We start from the raw sequence: 23,548 nt of genomic DNA on the forward strand, positions 1-23,548 counted from the left end.
ACAATATCGTCAGAACATGAACTATTTGACTGATTTTTTATTCCAGTATTTTGCATCACGATATTTCACCTATAAAAGTGCATGCAGGATACCTATATTGGAGGATTGCATCTTTGGAACCGTTGAAGACTTCAGTACTGATCTGTGACTACTCTTATCACTACAAGGCATTTAACCACAACATGAAGGGCGAGCTTCAGACCTATCTGTTCCGTCTGCAAACCGAAGGCTCCTGCAAGGTATATGTGCAGGATGAAGAATTTACGATGACGAGCGGCGATTTACTGCTGTTGAAACCAGGAGATGACTATCATCTCGTGGTCGCAGAACCGCATAAGGAAGGACGATTGTCCAGCGGGGATTATTATTTGTTCTGTGAAGGTTCCTGGATTGATCAGTGGTGGAAGCGAATTCAGCGCCCTACCGTAAACCGAATTGGACTGGATGACAAGCTGGTCAGCCTGTGGCGCAATATTTTGCTGGAGCAGCGCCGGGGACCTCTTGAAGAAAATGAGGAGTTAAAAGACGCCCTATTGCGCGGACTCTGTCTGTACATCGACCGTGCGATTAGCGAAAGTCTCCAGACGGATCGAAGCGTGTCCTCCACTCTGAAGCTAAAACGCTTCATAGAAGAACATGCTACCGTTACGTTCAAACTTGAGGAGGCTGCCCGTTACGCTGGTCTTAGTCTGTCACGCGCAGTACGGCTGTTCAAGGAACACTACGGCAAAACCATGATCCAGTACGCTATTGAAATTCGTCTGAATGTTGCACTGGAACGCATGAAGTACAGTGAGATGACACTGGAGCATATCGCCGAGACGTGTGGATTCGCCAGCTATTCCTATTTCCACCGGGTATTCCGCGCTCACTTCGGCATGTCCCCTCTGGAATATCTGAAATCCCAGTCCCACCCGTCTTTTGATATGGAGCATGTGTAACATCACCTGGAACCTCGAACCCATGACGACCTATACACAGGTCACGTTATGGGTTCTTCGAACTTTTTACTGCTCCAAATTTACTCATGACTCCTCCCACATAACCCTGTATAGTTAAAATTATAGTCATTTACAGATTCAACCATCATTAACGAAATTTCCATTACCCTTTATTGGAGCGATACCCATGCCTCATTCACGTAGAATACTCATTATTGAAGACGAGCAGGACATTTCACGCATTGTAAGAGACTATCTGAACAAAAACCAATATGACGCGGCAGTCGCAGCCACTGGACAAGATGGATTGCAACTGATGGACATGCTGCAGCCGGACTATATTATCCTGGATATCATGCTTCCGGATATGGATGGTATTGAGGTATGCCGTGAAATAAGACGAAGAAACAATATTCCGATTCTCATTCTAAGTGCAAGAGGAAGTGATACCGACAAGGTGCTTGGTTTGGGCTTTGGGGCAGATGATTATATGACCAAACCCTTCTCCCTGAGTGAGCTGCTTGCGCGAATCAATGCCCATTTCAGGCGGTATGACAGTCTTGCATCCGAGCGTGAGGAGGAACATCTTCTTCGTCTCTCCAACCTGGTAATCGACAAGAAAGCGTACAAGGTTACGGTAAGCGGAGATGAAGTTTCGCTTTCTGCGAAGGAATTCGAACTGCTGTACTACCTGGCGAGCCACAAGAATCAGGTGTTCTCGAAGTCACAACTGCTGGACGCAGTTTGGGGATATGATGCTTACGGGGATGAAAATACGGTCACTGTATACATCCGAAGATTGAGAGAGAAAATTGAAGCCACCCCCTCCGAGCCCGTTGTTCTGAAGACAGTCTGGGGCGTCGGCTACAAATTCAACCACTAAGATAGATGGGAGACCACAATCTCGATGTTGTTACACCAATGGTCCAAACGCTGGCTGATTACCGTACTCATTCTGCTTATTTTTCTCCTTGGATGCAGCCTGACACTTGCCGTGAATCGGTCAGTTCATCATACAGAGGAGTCCAACTTGTCCATTCATCTGGTCCGGCTCATCATCAATCCGGTAATGCTTGCTTTGGAGCAGAATCATCATCAACTCACCAGCCCGGAGGTTCAGGAAAACGTTCGTGCCCTCGCTGAAGAGCAAGGCATCCAGTTATCCTATGTCGGCCTGGACGGTACGATCCTATTCTCTTCCGATCCATCCTCTCAAGGAAAACATATTCATCTGGCATCCGCCTTGCATTATGATCTGAACTATGCCGAGCATGCCAACCATGGAGAGGATGTGGTGAACATGGCTTTTCCTGTCCTCCATGCTGCGGATGAAATTCAGATCGGAAATGCCATCTTTACCATCCCTAAAGTCATGGTTACTATCCAGCCTTCATCCATCCTGCCTTATCTGGTTGCAGCCATATCCATCGTAATCGCACTTATTCTCGGCATTCTTTTATTAACCATGCATCGCAAAATACATAAACGATTACTGTCACCGGTACATATGCTTCAGTATCATGCTGAATCTATTCTCAAGGGACAGTACAATAGTCCAATTCATTATAAACATGCAGATGAAGTAGGCGAGTTATATGCCATGTTCGATCTGATGCGCACCGAAATCAAGTATTTGAGTGAACAACGCACGAAGCAAGAACAGGCGCAAAAGGAACTCATCACCAATATTTCGCATGATATCAAAACACCCATTACTACGGTTAAAGCGTATATTGAAGCCATTATGGAAGGCATTTGCGCAGATGAGGAAACCCTGATGGAGTATATGCGAATCATGCAGACCCACACGGACAAAACAGCCCGATTGGTTGAAGATCTGCTACTTCATGCGCTGCAGGAACTGGGTCAGATATCCGTAGAGCCGCGTGAAGTTTATAGCGGTCCCTCTTTTGAAGCCATGCTTGGATCATTCGGTCATGCTGTACGCATGAAAGGTCTAACGTATGAAACGCCCGGATCCGTTCCAAATGTATTAATACGCATGGACACCACAAGGATCGAGCAAGTGCTGGCCAATCTCATATCCAATGCACTGAAGCACACCCATCGCGGGGATACCATCCGTGTTCATACTGAGCTGGAAGCCAATCAGTTCATTGTGACAATCACAGACACTGGTCAAGGAATTCGGGCACAGGATATACCTTTTGTATTTGAACGTTATTTCCGAGGGCAGACGTCTCCTGTATCCAGACACGTGCACGAGGGTACAGGCCTTGGCTTATCCATCTGCAAAAATATCGTTGAAGCACATGGAGGACGCATATCCTTTTCAAGCAAAGAGGGGCAAGGAACCAGCTTTCAATTTAGTCTGCCGGTCTGCTGACTCGTCCCACCCCATTCAGGCTGGCATCCAGCCTGTAAGACTTTATTCATAATTTGATAAGACTTCCTCAACATCCCCCCTCTAAAATAAAACATATACTGCTTTGGGGAGTGATTTTCTTGAGCAAAACAACGATTATTCGTGCGCATAACCTATGCAAAACATACAGCGCAGGCCCGGAACAATACCATGCTATACGCAATGTTGATCTGGATATATATCAAGGGGATTTTACCGTCATCATGGGCAACTCCGGTTCGGGCAAATCCACCCTGCTCTATCTGCTGAGTGGTCTGGATCATGTTACTGCTGGTGAGGTCTATTTTCAGGAACAACGCATCGATGATTACAGCGAGCGGGAAATGTCTGATTTTCGCACTCGCCGGATTGGTTATATCTATCAAAGTATAAATCTCGTACCGGATCTCTCCATTCGAGAGAATATTGCACTGCCGGGTTACATCGCCGGGACCAAAAAGAATGAAATTCTGCGGCGGGCAGACCAATTGATGAAATCCTTGGATATTGACAGTCTGAGCAGCCGTCTTCCCTCCCAGACTTCAGGAGGGCAGCAGCAGCGAGCCGCCATTGCGCGGGCTTTGATCAATACTCCTGACGTCCTTTTCGCTGATGAACCGACTGGAAGTCTGAATGTGGAGCATGGTAAGGCTGTTCTTGACATCCTGACAGACATTCATCGAAAAGGGCAGTCCGTTGTCATGGTCACGCACGATATCAAGGCTGCCTGTCGTGCCGATCGTCTGATATTAATCCGGGACGGCAAAGTGGGTGGCATTCTCGAATTCGAACCCTATAACGAGCACCAGGTTCATGACCGTGAGGACATGATATTTGCCTTTGTATCGGGGAAGGAATAACGATGGCTGTCATGTTGAAACTTAGCCTCTCCTATCTGGGAAGAAGCAAAATCCAAAACTCGTTCATCGCTCTGCTCATTCTTCTATCCACGCTGCTGTTGTCTACAGCTGTCATGATTCTGGCCAACACAGGTAATCAGTTTAGAGAAATGCATACCCGTACCAATGGATCTCATCAGATTTTGACTTTTGATAAAGGCTTGAATGATCCAAAAGCTGTCCACTCCTGGTGGGCTTCCCAGGAAGGCGTTAAAGTGTCTGAACTGTTAACGTACCGAACGTTATCGGGCATCTCGTTTCATGGAACGGATATCCCTAACATTTACCTTTACATGATAAATACCCCGTCAACGCCGCGGATTGTGGATGAGCTTATTTTTTCTAGTGGAACACCGGAAATGTTTCCTGCGCCAGGTTCGGTCTGGATTCCCACTTCCATGGCCAATGCCTACGCTGTCTCGGCAGGAGATACTATTGGCTTCAAAACGGGGAGCACTACCATCGAATTGAATGTATCCGGTATTGTAATCGATGTCCCCTATGGGGCACCATTCACCAACACAGCACGTGTCTGGATGAACCCTTCCGATTATTCGGAGCATGTTCAATCTTTTGAAGGCAACGATAATTATATGCTGGGTATCCACTTCGACGATTATAGTGCCAATTCAAGCTATTGGGAACGGTATTCGCTCGAGACAGGCAGTCCGTTTCTGGAAACCAAGATGGAGTTTGAGGGCATCTCTTCTTTCTATCTGATCATTAATCAAATCATCGGATTCATCATGATTTTCCTAGGAGTTGTCATGCTTGCCATCGCTCTGATTACAATCGGATTTACGATTTCGGATGCCATCCTGGCCAACTATAAAACGATCGGTATTTTGAAATCACTCGGTCTGACCTCGGCAAAAACCATTGGCACATATGTCATGCAGTATTCCATGCTTTCCGGTATAGCCATCCTTCCGGGACTTGGGCTCAGCATATGGATATCCAAATTCATCATCAATATCTCCGTGTCTTCTCTTCGCGTGGGAAATCGAGATATCTCGGTAGAGGGGATAGGCTTAGCCATGCTTGTGGGCGTCTTCCTGTTCGCCATGATCCTTTTGTTCGTTGTGATGTATGCCAAAAAAGCAAGGAATATTCAGCCGGTGCAGGCCATCCGTTATGGAATGTCGGAGCTGGACAATAGCCGGATGACACGGAGAATGAACTCCCCGCTAACCCGCCTGTTCGGGTTCACTCGCCTTCCAGTAGCTGCAGTTATCGGAGTCCGCCATGTCACCAAAAACATTAAAAGTTCTATTCTGATGCTCTTGCTGACAACTACAGCCTCTTCCGTACTGGTTCTGGGGTATGTTCTGTTAAGCAGTATCACCGGAATTGCCCAGACCGCTGCCCAGTGGGGTTATGACAATGCCAACATCGCCGCTGTCGTTGTGAATAAGAGTACTTTTCCCAAAGAGGATTTCAAGCAATGGCTACAAGAGGATGCAAGAATCAAAAATGCAGGCTGGCAAGGAAACATTACTGGCGTAGTTAGCCCAAACTCTTCAGGGGATGATAAATTGCACTCTACCAGTGTAGCTCTGAGTGTACTGGAAGGAAGCTATCAGGATCTTGGATTTGAGACATTAGAGGGGAACAACCCGCAAAAGGAGAATGAAATTGCCATCGGCGTGGGTCTAGCTAAATCCTTAAACAAAAAGCCGGGTGACTTCCTGGAGCTTTATATTGAAGGGGAACAGCGCACATTCCTCATCACAGGAATTTATCAAGCTATTGCCAATATGTCCATCTCGGGGCGAATTACGATGGAGGCCATGAATACGATTCGCCCGAATTACAGTGATTTTGATGCCGTATTCATTAATTTGAATGATCCGCTGGAAGCAGAGCTTGTTGCCAGGGAAATGAATCATCGTTTCAAGGATTCCGCTTCAGTTGTAACGCAGCAGACCCTGCTCGATTCGGTCTACGCCGAAGCGGCAGATATTTTAATTTACCCCATGAGCCTGATTGGGTTGCTGTTTATCCTGGTTACATTTATTATTATTTTCAGTACCTGCCGGATTAGTATCCGCAAAGAAAGCAGAACGTATGGTATCTACAAATCGCTTGGATTAACCTCGCGCCGCATTCGGATGTCTATTGCCATGGGAGTATCGCTCCTATCTGTTATGGGCGCCCTGCTGGGAATTCTGGTTAGTGTGTATGTGCTGCCTATTCTTCTTGAAATGATCCTTGCTGACTATGGTATAGTACATCTTCCTCTTATTTTGAATGGGGTTGGAATAGTTCTAGCCGTTTGTGTCGGCATTATTGCAGCAGCTCTCGGCTCCTGGTTCTCCTCCCGTGTCATTCAAGACACGTCGCCTCGTATGCTGGTAATTGAATAACTTTGGCAAAACATATGAAACAGCCTTCTCAGACCCTTCGCGGATTTGAAAAGGCTGTGATTCATATACAAATATTACTTTTTCAGATATTGCTCCTACAGATATCACTCTGTCGAAGATCCCTGATTCTTGATTTTGATTTTAATATCGTAGGTAATTGGAATTTTACTGAACGTCTTATCCCAATCCGGTTTAACCTTTTTCCATACCTTGGGATATTTAATGCGCAGTTTCTCGCCAAACCCGCCAACATCCACTTTGTACGTATGCTGCATTTTGTCCAGAACCTGTTTCACCTGCTGTTCCGCGATTTTCTTAAAATCATTCTCCAATTTGTGAAGATATTCTTCGTCTCCCGAGGCTTCGGGAACGGTCCAATCTTCCATGAACCACCCTTCCGATTCCACTTTAACATGGAACGAGATATCTTCCCCATGCACTGTAGGGATAATTTTACCTTTGGTATGCTTAATTTCATACACGATGGTACTCCCGGTTTGTTCTTCATATGTTTTAATTACGCCACCCCTAGGCCTTTCCTGAATCCATGACAATCCTTCGAGATCGACCTGGCTTAAGGTTCCTATATGGCGTTTTGTCTTCGAGTCAAATATGCCTGCACCCGAAAATTTATGTTCGCCTTTATAGGAAATAACATTTTGCAGGAGAAAGCTTTTGCCAGACTGCATGGTTGCGTCCAACTTGGCTAGTGACACAGCGGGCATGATTTTATTCGACAAGTATGAATTGTCCACAAGACCTGTCAGGTAAAATGCCGGGATTTCACTGGGATCATTGGAATGCAATGCATCAATGGCTTTCTCATCACTCACCACAACCAGACAACTTGGACGGATATCGTTATCTCGCAGCACAAAATCAAGCAATTGCTCCAAGCTGTATTTCCGTGCAATTTCTTGCGAAACCACGATCACTTTCAAGTGATGTCCTATAAGGGGACGATCTCTTCGGAGAGCAAACTGACGGAAGATTTCTAATAGTGAATCCCCCGTTAATTGTTCGTTGAAATAGGACTTGCCCGCTGACGGAGAACCTTGCTGGCTATTTGGTTTGGAAGAATCCTTAGGTACAATCTGCACCGTGGCGGTTATGTTGTTTTCTTTGGGATAATGACCACCATGAGCATTGACGTCCTTTTCGAACTCCGTTTGCTCAGGCACATCAATTCCAAGAGCCACATAGACACCCAGGTCCTCAATCTCTTTGCTGCTCCAGCAGCCTGTTTGCGTAAACAACATGCATAGCGATACCGAAAACAATATCAACTTCTTCCAAGGCATCTTCATTTCTGCTGGCCTCCTTTCTTGCGAACAAAACTTAACAGCAACAAAAGGGCTGGAAGGATGGCAAACAGAAAAACAGAAACTTTTCCCACAAAGTCACCCAGTGCGAAAGTCTGGTTGACGTCGTTTGGAAGAAAAGCAACAAAATAGATAATGGAAACTAAGATAAACATGGCTCCCAGTATTTCCTTTCGTCTGAACAATTGAGCACATCCTATGGAAGCACCATACAGTGTGACGGTGAAGGTGGAGAAGATCTGCATAATCCAGATGACCAGAAGTAATGATTCAAAGCGTTCAAATATCAATCCCTGAATCTCAAAACTTCGCATCAAATCAAGGGTTGGCCAGGTTCGAGTCTTCATGCCATTAATGGACAAGCTGCCTACCACCATAATGACTGTAACGAGATAGATCAGTGTGGGAATAGCTGTCCCCCAAATAACGGACCTAAATCCTTTCTCTGGACTCTTCATATAGGCCATCATGACAAACATGATTTCATATCCTGTATAGGCCAAGAGCGAAGGCTGCAATCCTTTTATGACTGGCATAAATCCTTCACCCAGCACGGGTCTCAGATTGTTAATCTCAAAGACTTTGCTGCTAAGCAGGATGGCTATGACAAAGATAACAATTGTGATAGGCAACACAATCTCGAATAGTCGCACGATTGCATTCAAACCGCCCGAAATCAGATAGATCCCGATCCACATAAATCCCATCACGATAGCCCAAGTCGGCGTACGCTCAAGAAGATATAAATTGGTCACTTCCGCGAGCACCCTGACTTCAAATGCAGAGATAATGACAAAATACAGGATGATTGCCATACTAATTACCATGGCGATCCACCTGCCGGTAATCTCCGGTACAAACTGAAATACCGTCTTTCCTGGAAACCTCCTGCACAGCTTGACCATGATGAAACCAATGAACGTAATGATTACACCCGAGATGATAATGGAAATCCACACATCTGGTGTATTTACGGCTTCCACCGTAGTCCGCGGCAAGGTCAGGACGCCTGCTCCCAGCATGTAGTTAATAATCATGATCGCAGCCTGCGTGGTCGTTATGGGTGTGTAGGAAGGCTTCATCGGTTTCACCTCTTCATCAGTTTCATAGCCTTGTCCTCATTTCTTGCGGTCCTGATCTTTGGGTTTCATCATGTAAGGGCGTTTTCTCATCATGCTCAACGGGGCCCTTATCAGAAAGTCCTTCCAGTCTGATATTCTATAAGGAACACTCGGGCTGACATATGGAACGCCAAAGCTCTGTAACCGCGCAAGATGACTGCAGAGTAACAGGATAAACAAAACCACTCCGTACAAGCCAAGTACTGCTGCACTAAACATGCCTATAAAACGCAGAATCCGCAGCGTTATCCCTGCGCTGTATGTGGGAATGGAGAATGACGAGATTGCCGTAACGGCAACGACAATAACCAGAAACGGACTGACAATCCCTGCCTGTACGGCGGCATCCCCGATAATGAGACCGCCGACGATCCCCATCGCGGGTCCAATCGGTTTCGGCAGACGTATGCCGGCTTCACGCAAAATCTCAATCGCCGTCTCCATAATGAGCGCTTCGATAATGGAGGGAAAAGGTACCCCTTTTCGCGTCTCAATAATGGTTAATGCCAGTTTGGTCGGAATGAGACCCGGATGAAAGGAAATAAACGAGATATACAAGGCAGGTGCAAGAAGGGCAATCATGGCAGCCAGAAAACGAAGCATACGGAGAAAGGTTCCCGGAATCCAGCGCTCATAGTAGTCTTCAGGTGATTGCAGCAGCATGCTGAACGTTGTCGGTACAATTAAGGCGAAGGGTGTACCGTCCAGCAATATGGCAACACGTCCTTCAAGCAAAGCACTGATCACCCGGTCCGGTCTTTCCGTATTCTGCACCTGTTGAAATGGACTCAGTTGATCATCCTCAATGAGTTGCTCTACATATCCGGATTCCAGCATGGCGTCTACATCCAGCTTTTCGATTCGCTTTTGGACCTCAGCTACAATTTCGGGGTTGGCAATATCTTGAATATACGCAATAACCAAATCCTTCTTTATCCGTGTACCTACTTCATATTTCTGTATGAACAGACTCTGGTTACTCCCATACCGCCTTAGTACCCCTGTGTTATCACTGAGACTTTCCGTAAAACCAATGCGCGGCCCACGGAGCAAGGCTTCGGACAACGGCTCTTCAATACTGCGTGTTTTTCCTTTGGCTGATCCAATGAGGAGAGCACCAGGCATACCATCAATAATGAGAGCGTTTTTCCCGGACAGTACACCCAAAGCAAGTTCCTGTAATGACTCGGTTTCCTCTACCTGACTGACAGGCAGTAAATGATTTTTCAGATATCCCTTAAGCAGGTGAGCATGCTCCGGATGGATGAAGGCATCCTGTTTCAATTCGGGCACCCCTCTTAACATAAGAGGGGTGATCAAATGGTCATCGACCAACTCCTGATCTACCAGACCATCGACATACATGACAGCCGCTGGTGTGTCCGTACCATAGATGAAAAACTCCCGTATATGTACGTCGGCATTCTGGCCAAAGGTTTCTCTTGAACTGATCAGATCCGTGGTATAGTGTCCCGTCAGCTTGATGTTCGCGTATGCCCCGGATTCAGTTCCCTGCGCTTGATCAGGACCATTCGATGAAGAGTCTCCTGAGCTTTGCTTCTGCTGTGAACTGGGGTTCGTGAATGCACCTTTTCTAATGGAGGAGCTCATCCATCGAGCTGCTTTTAATATCACTAGCGGAATGATTACAACCAAAAAAGCCTGCACCCATATCGGCCATTCAGGTACAAACGATAATATTTTAGACCACATCACCCTCACCCCAACATTTCTCTATGCTGTGAACCTACATGTATTTCTGAGTATTCTTTCCCCGAAGGCTCACAATAATTCCCGTTTTTTTGGCGTAATAAAAAAGCAGGCCCCTGTGTCGGAGACCTGCTACGTTATTATTATTGTTCAAGGTTATCTATAGAAGAGTGTGCATCTTAGACGATCTCGGTAACTTGCTGCGCCTTGGCATCAAGCAGCTGTGCAGATTCCGCAATGGCTGTAAAATCCTTCAATGCTACCGCAATTTTCTGCTGGCTTTGCTGGGCGTACGCTTCTACTTTCTGAGTTCCGCTGGAAATGTTCTGAATCTCTTTGGTTATGCCTTTCACGCTATCGCGGATTTCATTAATCGAATCCGTCACCATGGCAGACAACTTTCTCACTTCCTTGGCTACAACATCGAACCCACGCCCGTACTCACCTGCATGGGCAGCTTCAATGGCAGCATTCAGAGCGAGCAGCTGGGTCTGCGATGCAATCTGCTGAATGGTTTTGACAACACCTTGGATCGAGCCTGCTTGCTCCTGCAAATCAGTCAACGTAGCCCGGTTCTGAGCCGAAACATCTGAAATTTCTGTTATACCGGCCAGCAGCTCACGACTGCGCTCCATCCCAATATCCGCATGCTCATTCATCTCATGTGACATCGTTTTCAATTCGTGGACCACAGCTGAGATGTTTTTCTGACGGTTTGTAATGTTGGTTGCGATTTTGGAGACACCCAGAATTCTCTCATTAGATTCATCATAGACAGGCATATATGTTGCCTCAAGCCAGACGGAGCTGCCACTAGCATCTTTACGCTCGATCTTGTCCTGAAAGCTTACACCGTTAAAGATACTGTTCCAGAACAACTCATACTCCAGGCTGTTTGCGAAATCAGCAAAGCATAATTGCCGATGATGCATCCCGTACATTTCATCTACCTGATATCCCATCGTATGAGCAAATGTCTCATTGACATAAGTTACCCGCCGATCCAGGTCAAAACGAATGATCGCCAGACTTTTTTCCATGGCCTTAATGACAAGTGCATCCGTGACAACTTCTTTTTTCTTGTCCAACTCTACTATAGGCACTTCATTTCCCCCATAATCTCATGCTTATCGCTTATTTTTTCATAGATTATCCCTGTACAAAATTCAAAAATAGAAATCGGTTTTCTTCAATTTTTATGTATTTACGTAATCGTTCTGAGCGCTTCTACTATTGATACCCCAATTGAGGACATTTGGATCACTTATTTTTGATTTTTCCTAAAAAAAATTTTGCATAATCTTATTTTGGTAAACTTAATGGACTAAACCTCATTTTATTATCAACGTGTCCACACGTAAATGGACAAATACGCACAAAAAAAGGACCGTTTCATCCGAAACAGTCCTCACAAGGAGCACGCCCAGCACATCAACATGAATTGCCCTTCTCTGTCTCTAATCAGTTCTTTCTGCCTTAGGTGTCCACCGTTGATCCTCACTATCCTGGGGATAATCGATGCCGGCCGGATAAGAGATCAGCTCAATCAACATGCCCCACGGTGCACGCCCATATACAAATTGATTGCCTTTCCCGCCTTCGATTGGGCCGGACAATGCACTGGGCTCGGAGAGAAGCTCTCCTCCTGCCTCTGTGAATCGTTTCACCGCCTTCTCCATCTGATCTACATATAAGGCTACATGCTGCACACCGAAGTCTGATGCCCGGGCAGGATCATTCTGCTCGGTATTTCCAAACTGAAATAGCTCAATACTGACGCTCTCCCCGACAGATAACATCCGAATATGAGTGGCCTTCGCGCCAGGTCGAAGCCCTAGCTTCCGTTCTGCTTCAGGACCTTCCTGTGGGGGATCCTGAGGCGTAATGTTGTCATATACAAGTTTGGCGCCGAATGCCTGCTGCAGAAAAACAGTCGCTTGTTCCACATCCGGCACAGTAATTCCGATATGGTCGATTCCTCTTGTTGTCATACGATCTCCTCATTCCATATGTAATTCAACATGCTGGTGAGCAGGAGTAATTGCTCTTATCTATGTTTTTACACCATAAGAGGACCAATATAACAACGTCAGATTACTCACGGCTATACCATGAGTTATCCGCGAGGCAGCTTACCCGCATATTTGCTCCGCAGTTCAGCGAGCCTCTCCAGCTTGGATAACGCCAGCTCCTTCTGCAATAACCCAACAGCGAGCACCAGCTGCTCTACAAGGAGCAGTGGCGTAACCATGGAGTGGAATTCCCCCAGCGCACCGCGACTCACATAGAAAGACAATTCTGTTGAGAGTCCATATAACAGATCCACCCGGTCTGTCACAAGTACGGCCTTGCTGTTTACTTCCTTGGCATAATCCAGAATGACCTCTGCTTCCGGCAGAAGACGGGTGAAGCTCATCAGCAGGACCATATCCTCCTGCTGCATGTGCATCAGCGACTCCAGTAATTCATGTCCGCTTCCAGCCAGATGGATGACGGTTAATCCAAATCTTGATAACCGGAATGACAGCAGCTCTGCCAAACCGGCTGAGGGCCCGGGTGCATAGATATATACTCTTCTGGCTTCAGCAAGGATGGAAGCGGCATGCTCCAGATCTCCCTGCTTCATATGTGATAACGTCTCCTGCAGATGGGATACCGAGGCTTCCAGCAATTGCACAGGCAGGCTGCTCGTGTCCATGCGAGAGATCGTTTTATTTAATTTGAGTGCAGGTGTCGTGTCCTCGGAGGTTCGCAGCCGGATTTTGAATGCTTTGGCATTGTCATATCCAACAGCACGCCAGAAGCGGGAAACGGTGGCTATACTTACTCCAAGCTTGTCGGCAATTTCCTGCTCCGTCATGAATAATATCTCCTCCGGGTTGCGCTCAACAAAATCGGCAATTTTCAGATGACCAGGTGATAGCTGTTCTTTTTCGGCAAATAAATTCATTCCGGATTCACTCCTTTTCTCGCTCTGCCATCAGTATACCAGCTGGCCTGTGATCAAGTGGTTTATCTATGTAATAAATTTTTCATTTATTTTTGTATCTGTAATAAATATTACAATTGATTTACAAATCTCTCCTTTTGCGTTAATACTCTGCCCCTAGACTGTGGCTATGATCAACAACATTCAGGGAGGTATGTATCGATGAAGAAGATGACTGAGCGGTATACGCTGACGTCTTCACAGAAAATGATGGTGTTTGTGCTTTCCATGTCACTGTACGGCTTGTCCAACATGTTTACTGAGCTCATTCCCAAGCTGCAGCTTGGACCCATTGAATTGTCGGTTGAATATTTTGCTTTTATCCCGCTAACGCTCTGCATCCTGTTCCATCCCATGATTGCCGCTCTCGGTGCTGCTCTTGGTGAAGTCATCTTCGGTGAGCTGATGCTGGGCCAATTCGGCGGACTCGGCGAATTGGAGAAATTCATTACCTTTTCCTTCGCAATGTATGTCGCAGGCCGCATGGTCAGTGATCCCCACAATCGCAGGCAAGTCGGCGTCGCAGCCATGACTGGGGTCATCATTCATCAATTCCTAAGTTCATTGGTCGATATCGGCAAAGTATGGATTGGTGTGGAAGAACTCGAAGCCGTTCCCGGACTTGCCGAGAGTGTTGTGCTGATTGAAGGCGTTGGATTCCTGAACGACGTATTGTTCTCGGGTATCCTGTTCGCTCTGCTGCCTACGCTTTACCTTGTTCCTCTTCTCTATGGCAAAATCGAGCCACTGCTCGGCATTAAACCTCGTAAGCCTGGCATGAAATATGAAGGTGTCGGTTTCTTCCGTCCGAAGCTGTTCCTGATCGGTCTGCTGCTGCTCGCAATCGCTTTTGGCGCGGAATCCCTGTCCGAGATGGACATCAACTTCGCCGTTTGGGAAACGGACTATGCCGATCAATACGGCTCAGCCTCGATTTGGATCAGTATCGGTGCTGCTGCATTCATCGCGGTCGTAACACTTTGGATCATGCGCGCAAAACGAAGCAAAAACAAAGCCATTTCAGGTACGGAGAATCGCCCTTATGCCTAATACACACTCTTCCCATCCTGCTTCTTCATGCGATACTGCTATTGCCATTCATGATGTTACTTTCACCTATCCGGGTTCGGAAGAACCTGTTCTGAACGGAGCCTCCCTGGAGCTCTCCCGCGGAAGCTTCACTGCGATTATCGGAGGCAACGGATGTGGCAAGTCAACGATGTGCAAATTGTTTAACGGCCTGATTCCCCAGTTCTATACGGGTGACTTTGCGGGTGAAGTTCATGTACTTGGAGTCTCAGCGACCGGGCAAAGTGTTGCAGATCTGTCCAGAAAAATTGGATATGTTTATCAGGATTTTGATAATCAGCTGGTGCGCCCGACCGTGCTCGATGAAGCTTGCTTTGCTCCGCTGAATTACGGACTGGCCAACTATAGGGAGCTGGGTGAACGTGCGCTGACGATGTGCGGTCTGGACTCCATCCACAATCGGTATATCTGGGAATTGAGCGGCGGACAGAAGCACCTGCTTGCACTCGCTGGGGCACTATCCATGGACCCGGACATTCTCATCGTGGATGAACCCGTTTCCCAGCTGGATCCACAGCATGCCAGACTCATCTATGAATGCCTGTATCGGTTAAATACAGAGCACGGCAAAACCATTATTGTCATCGAGCATCATACCGAATTTATTGCTGACTTCTGTGCGGATGTGGTCCTGATGGATAAAGGACGTGTTCTGTGGAATCTACCAGTCCAGGAAGGTTTGAATCGTATCGCAGACTTAGAGCGTCTGGGCATTCAACCTCCTGAAGTGACCCGTGCAGCCATTCAGGCTGCTCCATCATTGATGCGAGATCAGGTAACCCAACCCGAGCAGCTGAATCATCAGCTTTTCCCAATTACGGTGGAGGAAGCCGCGGTTTATTTTAATAAACAGCACACTGCTGCGATATCCGCACTACTGGCCAGTCAGGGTAGACAGCCCCATACTGCGGAGAGCAACGCACCGTCCCGTTCTGAACAGCATGCAAATACTGCTTCTCTCCCGATCGTACAATTCAAGGATACACGTCTGCGATATAGAGGGCTTGGCAAAAAAGAACATGAAATTATTCGTGGTGTTAACTTTTCACTCCATGAAGGAGAACGGATCGCCCTGGTGGGCAACAACGGTGCGGGTAAGTCTTCACTACTCCGGCTCATGGCCGGCATCAGTTTGCCTCAGGAAGGCAGTGTCAGCGTGCTTGGGAAGACCACACATCGTTCATCCTTGGAACAGCTGGCTGGCCGAGTCGCTTATATTTTTCAACATTCGGCCGAGATGTTTATCGAAGACAGTGTGCGCAAAGAGGTTTCCTATTTCTTGAGACGCCGCCGCATCAAGGGAGCCGACGAACAAATTGCACATGTACTCGATCGCTTTCGGCTCACCCCGTTACAGGAGCGGGATGCCCGTCTCCTCAGCGGTGGACAACAGCGACGCGTTACCCTTGCGATCGGCGCAGCCATGAAACCTTCTCTTATGCTGCTCGATGAGCCTACCGCCAACCTGGACCTGGCTACGCGAGAGGAACTGATTGGCGTATTGGATGAACTGGATCAGCATGTGCGGACAACCGTGATCGCAACTCATGATATGCAGCTGGTTACCCAATGGGCCAGTCGTGTCATCGTGCTGCATGATGGACGAGTTGAAGCAGATGGGACACCTTCCGAGGTGTTTGCCGACGAGCCGCTCCTGCGTCGTTCCGGACTTGCCCTTACTCAGATGATGGAACTATCTCATCGGCTGGGTCTATCCGCACTCTGTCCGACTCCCGAGACATTTGTGGAGAAGCTTTTGAATCATTCGTTTACCAAGGAGGAAGACATTGATGCAGCTTGTACGCAACTGGTTTGACAAAATATCCATTGAACGCATTCAGCTGGAGTTGATGAATACCGTATATGGCAGCGGACATGCAAGTCTGTCCCGCATTGATCCGCGTATCATGCTCATCTGGTATCTCTTCTTTGCCATCGTTCCCTGGTTCGTTCATAACGGTACGGTGCTGCTCGGCATGTTTATGCTCATGGTCACCACGACCATCATGTCACGAGCTGCTCCCTTCATCATCATCATTCTATGTCTGGGGCTGATCGGTCAGGTGGGCTGGATGTTTATTATCTCGCTGTTCTTCGGGGGGAACCTGGAATCCGCATTTCCATTATTACTCCTAACCCTGAAGCTGTCGATCGTATCCCTGGCAAGCATCACTGTCTTCTCCGGTATGGATCCGGAACGAATCGGGGATGGCTTGCTGGCACTCGGAATGCCTGCGGCATTCTCGTTCAGCCTATCGTATGCGTACCGCATTCTGCCCGTATTGTTTGGTGAATTCCGCAACATTATGCTCTCGTACAGACTGCGAGGTCAGGTCCCATCCAGCCATGGCTGGTTCTACTGGAGGCTTGTTGTTTACTACATGAAACTGTTTGTTATATCCTTCTTCCCGTTAATGCTGGCAACCGCCAAACGTTCCCGTACCACTGTGGAAGCACTCGAAACCCGTGGTTTCTCTTACGGAATGAAGAATCCGGATTCGAAACGGCTGAAGCTGGCCCACCTGAAGATTACCCCAAGCGATATCGGTTTTCTTGTCGGGTCAGCCATCTATGTTGTCCTCCTGTTCTGGCTGGGCGCACATTACGAAATTTTGTAATTCATATACTTAACCATTCATGGAATAAAAGGAGTGTCTCGACATGCGTATTGATCTTCATACTCACGGCAAATTATCCAAAAACTCTGATTTCTCCGTCGACTACTTCACTGAAATGGTCGCCGAAGCCAAGGCCAGCGGACTGGACGCCCTCGCGCTTACCGAACATTTCAACACTCGCCACTTCTACGATGTTTATGAGACGCTGGATCGCCTCTACCCCTACAACGGAGAATATTATGACGCGGACGGACTGCGCATTTTTCCCGGAATGGAGGTGGACATTCAGGAGACCGGACATATTTTGCTCATTGGTCAAAAAGAGCATATCCTTGCCGTTCGTGCCGGGCTGGAAAATTATACAGCCAAGGGGTCATTCATCCCCTTTGCCAACCTGCTTGATCTAGCCGAAGCCTGGCCCCTATTCAAAATTGGTGCACACCCTTTCCGGGAATCGACCCCTCTGTATGAGCTTGACCCAGGTCTGCTTGGACGTCTGGATGCCTTCGACCTGAACGCCAAAGATATGTACAAAACCGGTATCCAAACCTGCCGCAGTCAGGTTGAAACATTCGCCCAGTCCCTGGGCAAACCCGTAACGGCCGGAAGTGATACGCACCAATGTCTGCAATACGGCAGTGTGTTTAATGTATTGGACCGCCCTTGTGCCTCTGTTGCCGAACTGAAAGAGCTGATCGCTGCCGGGCACTACACCATTGAAATTTCTCCCGATCTTCCTCTTCGCGTCAAAGCCTCGGTAATGCTGAAGAAAGTCATGAAACGTCTTGCCAAGCTCGAAGCCGCGAGCTTGCAGGAGGTTTAATCGCTTGTATTAATACATTGGGCCTGCAGGATACATTCCTGCAGGCCTTTTTTATCCCCGTCCCTTGAGACCATCTGCTCTCGTCCCTCTAATTCATCTAGGATTAGTGCAGCAAGCAGCACTGACTGGTTGACACGATCATACATAATGGATAATGGTAATGTTTGTGATTTTTTTCACTTTTAATATCATGCAAAAGGGTTACCATGAGCTTATCCATTATATTACTCACCAGTAATCTATATCTTAGCGAAATCGAAATTTCTAGAATCATTTATTGATCAAGTCCACGAGCCAGAACAACAGGAGGTATATCCACATGAGTCATTCTTATGAAAAGCTGTTCACCCCCTTCCACATTGGAAGTATGGACGTGAAAAATCGAATCGTCATGTCCCCCATGGGGACCAACTCTGCCGGTCCCGATGGCCGAATCTCACTCGAAGAGATTGATTACTATGAAGAACGTGCCAAAGGTGGCGCAGGCATGATCATCTTAGGTGCACAATTTCTGACCGAAGATTTGGCGCAGGGTGTACTCGAAGGCATCGTTGAAAAAGATTATGTCGTGCCAATGCTTACCGATCTTGTGGATGCGGTGCATCGTTACGGTACCCGGATTATCGCTCAGCTAAGCTGCGGGACCGGGCGTAATGCACTGCCAGATCGTTCAGGCAAGCCCCCGGTATCCGCCTCGGCCCTCCCTGCGATCTATAATCCGGAGGTTCTATGTCATCCACTCACCGTGGAGGAAATTCAGACGATCATGGATCAATTTACCGATTCGGCTGCCAGGCTGAAACGGGCAGGATTCGATGGGATCGAGATTCATGCCCATGCCGGTTATCTGATAGATCAGTTCATGTCCCCTATTTGGAACAAACGTGAAGATGAATATGGAGGCAGTACCGAGAAGCGCATGCGATTTGCAGTTGAGATTGTTCAGGCGATTCGCAAGGCCGTAGGTCCTAACATGCCTATCCTGTTCCGAAGCGCGCTGGATCATCGCTTTGAAGGCGGCCGTACAGTTGAGGATAGTCTGGAGATGCTTCAGATTCTGGAACGTGCTGGCGTGGACGCCATAGATATCGATGCAGGTTCCTACGAGAGAATCGATTACATTTTCCCGCCAGCCTATCTGGGTGATGCCTGTATGGACTACATGTGTGCACCTGCCCGGCAAGCAGTGAACATTCCCATCCTGAACTCGGGCAGCCATACTCCTGAAAGTGCAGTACGGTTAATAGCCTCCGGCGATGCCGATTTTGTCATGTTCGGCCGCGCGCTCATTGCCGATGCCGAGCTTCCGAACAAGCTGCGCAACAATATGCGCGAAGATATCCGTCCATGTATTCGTTGTAACGAGGAGTGCATTGGTCGCATTATTGAGCGCAACACCAAAATCAGCTGTGCGGTTAATATCCAGGCCGCGAATGAAAAGCGATTTACCATCGAGCCTGCGAAGACACCGAAGAAAATTATCGTTGTAGGCGGCGGTCCATCCGGTCTAGAAGCAGCCCGTGTAGCTGCACTCAAAGGTCATGAGGTTACTTTGTATGAGAAAGAGGCAGCGATTGGCGGACAGGTAACCAGTGCGGCTACGCCTGAATTCAAAGGTCAGCTGCGTGCCTTGATTGGCTGGTATGAACGGCAGCTAGAGCAGCTTCATGTGCATATTCATCTGAACCATGAGATCACACCGGATGATCCAGCGCTCCAATCGGCCGATCACATTTTCATTGGGGCAGGGGCTGTACCTCTCATCCCCCCAATCCCCGGTATTCATAGTGAGCATGTCATTGGGGCAATTGAGGCGCATCTGCAGAAGGAACTTGTTCGCGGCGAACAGATCGTCATCACGGGTGGCGGTTTAACAGGATGTGACCTGGGACTTGAGCTGGCTATGGAAGGTAAAAGAGTGACCATTGTGGAGATGCGTCCGGAAGCGGGACAGGATGTGATGTACATTAATCGGGCAGCTCTGATGCCCATGCTAGAAAGTCACGGGGTGACCATACTCGGAGGGCACAAAGTCCTTTCCTTTGAAGCCAATGGTTTATATGCGGAGAATTCGGCGGGTACCAAGGTGTTTATTGAGGCAGATACGATGATTAATGCTTTTGGTATGAGAAAAAATACAACCGTAGCAGAGCAGATTCGAGCCAAGTTCGAATCCAAAACCAGCCTTATCGGCGATTGCGTGCAAATTGGTAAAGTAGGTACTGCCGTGCGCTCTGGTTTTTATGCTGCGAGCGCAGTTTAACCGTAAATCGAATAGAGCCAGACTTCGATAATTCGGAGTCTGGCTCTTAGTGTTATCATATTAGGTTATCATTCAAATGCAAAACCATAATGAAATCAAAAGCCTGGTTCAACTGCATAGCGCATTGAATAGGATTTTAATCCCGATGCTTCGTGTCCAAAATTCCGTAGAAAAACAGATCCTGCGTGATCCGAGCAAGCCTGGATGGCGTTTCGTGCCCCGGCAGCAGCTTGATCAGTGTTAACCGCTCCACGATGGCCACCAAAGCTTCGGCGAAGAAAACCGTATCCAGATCCAGCCTGTAATATCCGGCTTGTTGTTCTGCAATCAAATTTTGCTCCATCAAACCCGCAATTTCGGCTTTGATTCTCACCGACTCCGCGGACTGATACAGCCCAATCCGGGTCAGCGCCGGATTCTCCCCGAGATAACGGTAGATCTGACTCAATGATTCCACGACGGCTTCCTTGAGATCGTCCCTGTTCTTCCCTGCCTCGATATGACTATCCCGAACAACCTGGATTAGTCCATTTCGAAAACCATCAATAAGCTCTGCAAAAGCAGCTTCCTTGCTCTCAAAATAAAGATAAAATGCAGGCTGCGTTACCCCTGCACGCGCTACGATGGAGCTTATTTTCGTCTGATAGAATCCATTTAACGCGAATTCCTGTGTCGCAGCCTCCAATAGTCGCAGTCTGCTCTCTTTCCCGATAACCCCTTGTTTTCGCAATCCAGTCCCCTGCCCCCTCACTATTTACACTTGCCTGCCTTTGACGTTAGGCTTTCCTCTAATTATACATAACATCACCATGATGAGTTAATGACGTAGAGCAGGGTGTTCACTCCCCCTATGCTTATAGCATTAGGTTTACGTTTCTGTTAGATCGACGCGTTCTGAACGTTCATTTTTCTTATATTGAGTAGGCGATTCACCCATCGTCTTGGTGAACAGAATGGTGAAATAATTTGCATTCTGATAGCCCAAAACATGTGCAATCTCACTCACCTTCATGTCTGTCTTGGTCAGCAGGCACTTTGCTTCTCCCATTCTTCTATAGACAATGTAACGGATTGGGGAATCATCATACTTGTGCTTAAACACATGGGACAAGTAGTACGGGTTCATATGAAAATGCGCAGCGATATCCTGCAGTTTCAAGTGCTGCAGGTAGTTCTCATCAAGATATTCCTTGATCCGCACAGCCAGGTGATCCGAATCCTGCTTCCGTGAAACATTCGGTTGAACCAACCGCTGTACTAAGGCAAGCAGTGCACCCAGCAATCCTTCACAGATTTGCTCATAACCTGCCTGTTGATTGGACGATTCCTCATACATGAAGTCAAGCAGCTCGCCGATTCTGTCAGCATACGCTTCCGTTTTGATATACGGAGAGGCGTTTTCGGAAATGATGTGTTCTCCCCTTGACCCGTCTGTATAGATATTGGCTATTCCACAATAATAAAGGCTGAGTGGACAGACCGGAGAGGTACATTGCTCATGAATGACACCCTGATTGTAGATTAACAGATCGCCTTTTTGCACCGCATAGGGATGTTCGTTAATTTTAATAATGCCTTCCCCATCAGACACATAGACAATTTCAGTGATATCCTCATGCATGTGGCTTGGGAAATTCCAATTGGGATTACCGTTGACTCTGCCTATGTACAGCAATCGGGAGGACGCTTCTTTTCTTGTCTCGTTCATTGCTGTCTCCTCCTGTATCCATACTTGATCACTCTCTAAGTGTATTACTATACCCTGTTTACTACAGCAAGATCTATAATTTTTCAGAAAAACAAAGCAAGATCTTTCATTGTCTTCGCCTCTCCAATTTCTTATGATGGGTCATGCACCTGCAAATTAATCACATTTCAAGGAGTCGAGATCAATTGAAAAAGCTGATTTTTTATATTATCGCCATTGCGACAGGAGCTCTTCTAAGTTTTGAGGGGGCACTGTATGGCAAACTTGGGGAACAAGTCGGCACGCTGGAAGCTGATTTTTATAATTTCTTCATGGGTGCGATCATCTCACTGATTTTGTTGATTTTCTTCGGCAAAGGAAACCTCTCTGCCATCACCAAGTTTCCAAAATGGAACCTCCTTGGTGGTTTGCTCGGGGTGATCTACCTGCTGACCTTGGTCATTGGTGTTCCGATTGTGGGCGTAGGAATCTCCATGATTGCCATTGTTGTCGGACAGATGGTAACCAGCATTCTGATTGATCATTACGGATGGCTGGGGAGCAACCGCAAACCGGTTGGGAGCAAACGCATTGCCGCCTTGGTATTGATGCTGGGTGCGCTGGCTCTAACTTTATTTTAAGGAGGATCACCATGGGCATAGGTTTATTGATTGTTATCGTTACTTTGATCGGTGGAGCAGTGCTTAGTGCACAGTCCTCCATTAATGGTACCATTAGCCGTAATATCGGCCTGCTGGAGACCGTATTTTTCACTTTTGCATCAGGTACACTGATTCTCGCCGTGCTGATTAACTTTTTTGGCAGTGGGCACCTGCTCGACCTGCTTCATGCACCCAAATTGCAGCTCTCTGCGGTGTTCATGGGTTTTGGATATCTGTTCCTATCGACTTTTGCTGTGAATAAACTCGGGGTAACACCTGCCAACCTTACGGCAATCGTGGGTCAGATTGTTGCCGGTTTTATTATCGATGCAACGGGGCTGTTCGGCAGTGAGCTCATTGAGTTCTCCTGGCAGCGGGCTGTCTCTCTCGTCTTGATGCTCGCTGCACTAGCTTTAATTTTCAGTGAAAAAAATGATGAAGCTCAAGCGTCACAGTTACAAAGGAAATGAGTAAAAAGAAGGACAGGCTCCTGTATTTCTCGATGATCAGGCATCTTTAGATTGTGGTAACATCCCTATACGGGAAAACAAAGAAAGAAGAGCACACTGGTATGGTGAAGCGCACCCCTTAGAATAGACATTGGAAAAACCCCTGGGTTTAGCCGATGAAATTCTAGGGGGTGCATTTTTTATGGCGATTAAAGGGCAAAAGTATAAAACGTATTCGGACAAG

Annotated in this window: 20 protein-coding genes; 12 read left to right on the forward strand and 8 right to left on the reverse strand. The window is 47.3% G+C overall.

The features are described from left to right. Positions 1-122: 122 nt before the first annotated feature. The 5 genes from GUA98_RS22190 to GUA98_RS22210 all read left to right on the forward strand — a co-directional run bounded on the left by GUA98_RS22190 (position 123) and on the right by GUA98_RS22210 (position 6,571). A complete protein-coding gene (locus tag GUA98_RS22190) occupies positions 123-941 on the forward strand; it encodes an AraC family transcriptional regulator (RefSeq protein ID WP_095361747.1) in 819 nt (272 codons plus the stop codon). Positions 942-1,128: 187 nt separating this feature from the next. Beyond that, positions 1,129-1,824 (forward strand): response regulator transcription factor, encoded by a 696-nt coding sequence (locus GUA98_RS22195; protein ID WP_127539720.1) that lies wholly within the window; start codon positions 1,129-1,131, stop codon positions 1,822-1,824. Positions 1,825-1,848: 24 nt separating this feature from the next. Next, complete coding sequence (locus GUA98_RS22200; protein ID WP_153980030.1) at positions 1,849-3,288, forward strand: sensor histidine kinase; 1,440 nt, start codon at positions 1,849-1,851, stop codon at positions 3,286-3,288. Positions 3,289-3,407: 119 nt separating this feature from the next. Next, positions 3,408-4,166, forward strand: a complete 759-nt coding sequence (locus GUA98_RS22205) for an ABC transporter ATP-binding protein (protein ID WP_193724397.1) — start codon at positions 3,408-3,410, stop codon at positions 4,164-4,166. A gap of 2 nt (positions 4,167-4,168) precedes the next feature. Next, positions 4,169-6,571 carry an ABC transporter permease gene (locus tag GUA98_RS22210; RefSeq protein ID WP_193724398.1) on the forward strand — a complete coding sequence of 801 codons (2,403 nt, stop codon included), beginning with the start codon at positions 4,169-4,171 and terminating at the stop codon, positions 6,569-6,571. Between the two features lie 104 nt (positions 6,572-6,675). Here GUA98_RS22210 and GUA98_RS22215 read toward each other — a convergent pair whose 3' ends face one another. The 6 genes from GUA98_RS22215 to GUA98_RS22240 all read right to left on the reverse strand — a co-directional run bounded on the left by GUA98_RS22215 (position 6,676) and on the right by GUA98_RS22240 (position 13,674). Continuing rightward, complete coding sequence (locus tag GUA98_RS22215; RefSeq protein ID WP_321573906.1) at positions 6,676-7,878, reverse strand: Ger(x)C family spore germination protein; 1,203 nt, start codon at positions 7,876-7,878, stop codon at positions 6,676-6,678. Next, entirely contained in the window at positions 7,875-8,975 is a 1,101-nt protein-coding gene (locus GUA98_RS22220; protein WP_193724399.1) for a GerAB/ArcD/ProY family transporter, read from the reverse strand. Before GUA98_RS22220 ends, GUA98_RS22215 begins: the two co-directional genes overlap by 4 nt. Positions 8,976-9,011: 36 nt before the next feature. Next, positions 9,012-10,727, reverse strand: coding sequence for a spore germination protein (locus GUA98_RS22225; RefSeq protein ID WP_193724400.1), 1,716 nt, complete (start codon positions 10,725-10,727; stop codon positions 9,012-9,014). A 176-nt stretch (positions 10,728-10,903) separates the two neighbouring features. Then, complete coding sequence (locus GUA98_RS22230) at positions 10,904-11,812, reverse strand: methyl-accepting chemotaxis protein (RefSeq protein ID WP_227779962.1); 909 nt, start codon at positions 11,810-11,812, stop codon at positions 10,904-10,906. Positions 11,813-12,181: 369 nt separating this feature from the next. Further along, complete coding sequence (locus GUA98_RS22235; protein WP_193724401.1) at positions 12,182-12,715, reverse strand: VOC family protein; 534 nt, start codon at positions 12,713-12,715, stop codon at positions 12,182-12,184. Between the two features lie 125 nt (positions 12,716-12,840). Beyond that, a complete protein-coding gene (locus GUA98_RS22240; protein WP_193724402.1) occupies positions 12,841-13,674 on the reverse strand; it encodes a MurR/RpiR family transcriptional regulator in 834 nt (277 codons plus the stop codon). Between the two features lie 201 nt (positions 13,675-13,875). Between GUA98_RS22240 and GUA98_RS22245 the strand changes: the two genes are divergently transcribed. The 5 genes from GUA98_RS22245 (at position 13,876) to GUA98_RS22265 (ending at position 20,506) form a co-directional block, all read left to right on the forward strand. Beyond that, positions 13,876-14,763, forward strand: a complete 888-nt coding sequence (locus GUA98_RS22245; protein WP_193724403.1) for a cell division protein FtsQ — start codon at positions 13,876-13,878, stop codon at positions 14,761-14,763. After that, complete coding sequence (locus GUA98_RS22250; protein ID WP_193724404.1) at positions 14,756-16,618, forward strand: ABC transporter ATP-binding protein; 1,863 nt, start codon at positions 14,756-14,758, stop codon at positions 16,616-16,618. Before GUA98_RS22245 ends, GUA98_RS22250 begins: the two co-directional genes overlap by 8 nt. After that, positions 16,593-17,420 carry an energy-coupling factor transporter transmembrane component T family protein gene (locus tag GUA98_RS22255; RefSeq protein WP_193724405.1) on the forward strand — a complete coding sequence of 276 codons (828 nt, stop codon included), beginning with the start codon at positions 16,593-16,595 and terminating at the stop codon, positions 17,418-17,420. Before GUA98_RS22250 ends, GUA98_RS22255 begins: the two co-directional genes overlap by 26 nt. A gap of 43 nt (positions 17,421-17,463) precedes the next feature. Next, a complete protein-coding gene (locus GUA98_RS22260; protein WP_193724406.1) occupies positions 17,464-18,243 on the forward strand; it encodes a PHP domain-containing protein in 780 nt (259 codons plus the stop codon). A 319-nt stretch (positions 18,244-18,562) separates the two neighbouring features. After that, positions 18,563-20,506 (forward strand): NAD(P)/FAD-dependent oxidoreductase, encoded by a 1,944-nt coding sequence (locus tag GUA98_RS22265; protein WP_193724407.1) that lies wholly within the window; start codon positions 18,563-18,565, stop codon positions 20,504-20,506. Positions 20,507-20,642: 136 nt separating this feature from the next. On the opposite strand, the gene GUA98_RS22270 is transcribed toward GUA98_RS22265, so the two are convergent. Continuing rightward, positions 20,643-21,236, reverse strand: a complete 594-nt coding sequence (locus tag GUA98_RS22270) for a TetR/AcrR family transcriptional regulator (RefSeq protein WP_193724408.1) — start codon at positions 21,234-21,236, stop codon at positions 20,643-20,645. A 138-nt stretch (positions 21,237-21,374) separates the two neighbouring features. Continuing rightward, on the reverse strand, positions 21,375-22,214 hold the full coding sequence (locus tag GUA98_RS22275; protein ID WP_193724409.1) for a helix-turn-helix domain-containing protein: 840 nt from the start codon (positions 22,212-22,214) through the stop codon (positions 21,375-21,377). Positions 22,215-22,399: 185 nt separating this feature from the next. On the opposite strand from GUA98_RS22275, the gene GUA98_RS22280 reads away from it, so the two are divergent. Further along, positions 22,400-22,834, forward strand: coding sequence for a DMT family transporter (locus GUA98_RS22280; protein ID WP_227779964.1), 435 nt, complete (start codon positions 22,400-22,402; stop codon positions 22,832-22,834). An 11-nt stretch (positions 22,835-22,845) separates the two neighbouring features. After that, positions 22,846-23,325, forward strand: a complete 480-nt coding sequence (locus GUA98_RS22285) for a DMT family transporter (RefSeq protein WP_227779966.1) — start codon at positions 22,846-22,848, stop codon at positions 23,323-23,325. The last annotated feature ends 223 nt before the right edge of the window (positions 23,326-23,548 follow it).

It is taken from the genome of Paenibacillus sp. P13VS, assembly GCF_015143645.1.
GTDB lineage: Bacteria > Bacillota > Bacilli > Paenibacillales > Paenibacillaceae > Paenibacillus > Paenibacillus xylanilyticus_A.

What these genes read in the sequence shown, in the direction of transcription:
- GUA98_RS22225 (WP_193724400.1), bottom strand. Translation starts at nt 10,727, where the DNA reads ATGTGGTCTAAAATATTATCGTTTGTACCTGAATGGCCGATATGGGTG.
- GUA98_RS22215 (WP_321573906.1), bottom strand. Translation starts at nt 7,878, where the DNA reads ATGAAGATGCCTTGGAAGAAGTTGATATTGTTTTCGGTATCGCTATGC.
- GUA98_RS22240 (WP_193724402.1), bottom strand. Translation starts at nt 13,674, where the DNA reads ATGAATTTATTTGCCGAAAAAGAACAGCTATCACCTGGTCATCTGAAA.
- GUA98_RS22265 (WP_193724407.1), top strand. Translation starts at nt 18,563, where the DNA reads ATGAGTCATTCTTATGAAAAGCTGTTCACCCCCTTCCACATTGGAAGT.
- GUA98_RS22285 (WP_227779966.1), top strand. Translation starts at nt 22,846, where the DNA reads ATGGGCATAGGTTTATTGATTGTTATCGTTACTTTGATCGGTGGAGCA.
- GUA98_RS22245 (WP_193724403.1), top strand. Translation starts at nt 13,876, where the DNA reads ATGAAGAAGATGACTGAGCGGTATACGCTGACGTCTTCACAGAAAATG.
- GUA98_RS22195 (WP_127539720.1), top strand. Translation starts at nt 1,129, where the DNA reads ATGCCTCATTCACGTAGAATACTCATTATTGAAGACGAGCAGGACATT.
- GUA98_RS22250 (WP_193724404.1), top strand. Translation starts at nt 14,756, where the DNA reads ATGCCTAATACACACTCTTCCCATCCTGCTTCTTCATGCGATACTGCT.
- GUA98_RS22235 (WP_193724401.1), bottom strand. Translation starts at nt 12,715, where the DNA reads ATGACAACAAGAGGAATCGACCATATCGGAATTACTGTGCCGGATGTG.
- GUA98_RS22255 (WP_193724405.1), top strand. Translation starts at nt 16,593, where the DNA reads ATGCAGCTTGTACGCAACTGGTTTGACAAAATATCCATTGAACGCATT.
- GUA98_RS22220 (WP_193724399.1), bottom strand. Translation starts at nt 8,975, where the DNA reads ATGAAGCCTTCCTACACACCCATAACGACCACGCAGGCTGCGATCATG.
- GUA98_RS22260 (WP_193724406.1), top strand. Translation starts at nt 17,464, where the DNA reads ATGCGTATTGATCTTCATACTCACGGCAAATTATCCAAAAACTCTGAT.
- GUA98_RS22210 (WP_193724398.1), top strand. Translation starts at nt 4,169, where the DNA reads ATGGCTGTCATGTTGAAACTTAGCCTCTCCTATCTGGGAAGAAGCAAA.
- GUA98_RS22200 (WP_153980030.1), top strand. Translation starts at nt 1,849, where the DNA reads ATGTTGTTACACCAATGGTCCAAACGCTGGCTGATTACCGTACTCATT.
- GUA98_RS22275 (WP_193724409.1), bottom strand. Translation starts at nt 22,214, where the DNA reads ATGAACGAGACAAGAAAAGAAGCGTCCTCCCGATTGCTGTACATAGGC.